The sequence below is a fragment of the Kitasatospora sp. NPDC047058 genome, from assembly GCF_040643935.1.
Lineage (GTDB): Bacteria > Actinomycetota > Actinomycetes > Streptomycetales > Streptomycetaceae > Kitasatospora.
In genome coordinates this window covers 1-1,888 of the sequence record NZ_JBEYVJ010000762.1, presented here as the reverse complement: position 1 = coordinate 1,888, position 1,888 = coordinate 1, and the positions used below count along the sequence as shown (strand labels likewise).

The 1,888-nt window shown below is 69.1% G+C and carries 3 protein-coding genes; all 3 read right to left on the bottom strand.

The window, feature by feature from the left end; all coding sequences use genetic code 11:
• Positions 1–583 (bottom strand): MFS transporter (locus ABZ885_RS40245; RefSeq protein ID WP_360200031.1); only part of this gene is annotated, 583 nt, incomplete at its 3' end.
• Between the two features lie 290 nt (positions 584–873).
• Positions 874–1,419, bottom strand: coding sequence for an SMI1/KNR4 family protein (locus tag ABZ885_RS40240; protein ID WP_360200029.1), 546 nt, complete (start codon positions 1,417–1,419; stop codon positions 874–876).
• 253 nt (positions 1,420–1,672) lie between these two features.
• Positions 1,673–1,822 (bottom strand): hypothetical protein, encoded by a 150-nt coding sequence (locus tag ABZ885_RS40235; RefSeq protein WP_360200027.1) that lies wholly within the window; start codon positions 1,820–1,822, stop codon positions 1,673–1,675.
• Positions 1,823–1,888: the final 66 nt, after the last annotated feature.

The following is a 1,888-nucleotide window of genomic DNA, read 5'->3' as shown; positions in this document are numbered from 1 at the left end:
GGGTGGTGGCGAGCACGGCGGCGGAGACGACGCCGAGCAGGGCGAGCGCCCAGAACGCGGCGCGCCAGTCGAGCAGGGCGGCGAGGTAGGTGCCCAGCGGGACGCCCAGGACCGAGGCAATGGAGACGCCGGAGAAGATCAGTGTCATGGCGAGGGCGGTGCGCGGGCCGTCGGCGAGGCGGGGGCCGAGGCTCGCGGCGAGGCCCCAGACGATGCCCATCGCGGCGCCGAGCAGGATCCGGCCGACGGCCAGGACCGCGAAATCCGGGGCAAGGGCGGTGATCGCGTTGGCGAGGCCGAGCAGCAGCATGAAGGCGATCAGGACGGGCCTGCGGTCGCGCAGCCCGACGAGTACCGGGGTGAAGGGGCAGAGGACGGCGGCGATGAGGCCGGTGATGGCGAGGGAGAGGCCGGTGGTGCCGTCCGAGACCCCGAGGCTGTCGGACATGGGGGTCAGCAGGCCGACCGGCATCATCTCCGAGGACACCACGGTGAAGGTGGCCAGGGCGACGGCGAGGACCGGTGACCAGCGGCGGGCGGGCGGTGAGCCGGCCGGGGGCGCGAGGGTTTCCGCATTCGTCATGCGGCCAGCTCACCAGTCGGGGGAAGAGCCGAACAAGATCGAATAGCTCATGGATCGATTAGCCGGGCTAATTGGCTGCCGAGGCAAGCCCCGGTGCCGCCCGCTGCTGGAGCACCTCCTGGTGCACCAAGTCCCGGCGCTCATCAGGCTGCTTCGAGGTCACCCCGCACATCATTCCGCACGAAGATCCGCCAGACAGGCCCGAACCGCAGCAGTGTGCGCAGGCACAGGCTCGACGGCCGAGCCAGGAGACCAGGCGGCCGGCAGCCGCACGTGAAACGCCGCATCAGTCACAGCGGTTGGCGCCAGTTGCGGTAGACGTGCGGGGGCCTGGCGAAGCCGCTGTCACTGAAAGGGTTCGGCAGCGTGCCGTCGAGGGTGCCGGCCAGGAAGTCGCCGAAGCCCGCCGCGAAGCGGACCCAGGGTTCCTCCCCGTAGTGGTGCTGGCGCTTGAAGACCACGACGTCCCAGCTGTCCGGGTCCAGGGCGTCGCAGAGCCAGAAGGCCACGTCGCCATTGGAGCTCCTCGCGAAGGGGAGAAGCCTCCTCTCCTCCGGGTCCTTTGGGGCGATGCCGGTAAGGGCCGCAGCCTCCTCCCTCGGGTCGAAGTCCAGTCCATCGATGAGATCGCCGTACGGGGAGCCGACCACCGGCGGCGTGCTGAAGCCGAGGTACTCGTCCAGCTCGCCGCCGCCGTAGAACATGATGAAGTCGCAGTAGTCGGCGGGCAGTCGCAGGCCCGTGGTCTGGGCAAGCTCCTCCCAGTCGACGGCGTCGCCCGAGGTTCCCGGCTCTCCGAGTAGAACCGAGAGGCGGGTGATGGACGGGTGGACCATGGCGGTATCTCCTCCGCTGGTGGCAGGGTTCGATCAGTCACCGTATTGCCCGGCGTCCCGTCCAGTGCCGCCCTAGCCGGAAGATGCCGTCGCCGTTGCGCGGTGGACACCACAGCGGCGAAGAGGCGCTGGGCGAGTTCCCGATGCAGACCGAGGAGGGGCCCGGGCAACCACACCTCACCCGAGGCAGGCACCAGGCCGATGGAAACGGGACAGCGGTCAAGGGGGCGCAGGCAAATGCCTGCACCCCGCATCAAATGATCTTGGCCGATTGCCGCATGATCTTGGTGGACGGTCGGCTCACCCAGGCGGGGTGCAGGCGCGCGGTCTTCCGCGCCAACGGCACCAGCTCCGGGAAGACCACGGCGATATCCACCCGACGCAACGACGTGACACGAACCATCGAGGCATCTCTTTCAGACAGCGAACAGGCACACGAACCTTAATCGCCGCAACCGTCACAGTGGCC

Excerpts from the sequence above, each read along its gene's own strand:
- ABZ885_RS40240 (WP_360200029.1), bottom strand. The coding sequence starts at position 1,419 with ATGGTCCACCCGTCCATCACCCGCCTCTCGGTTCTACTCGGAGAGCCG.
- ABZ885_RS40235 (WP_360200027.1), bottom strand. The coding sequence starts at position 1,822 with ATGGTTCGTGTCACGTCGTTGCGTCGGGTGGATATCGCCGTGGTCTTC.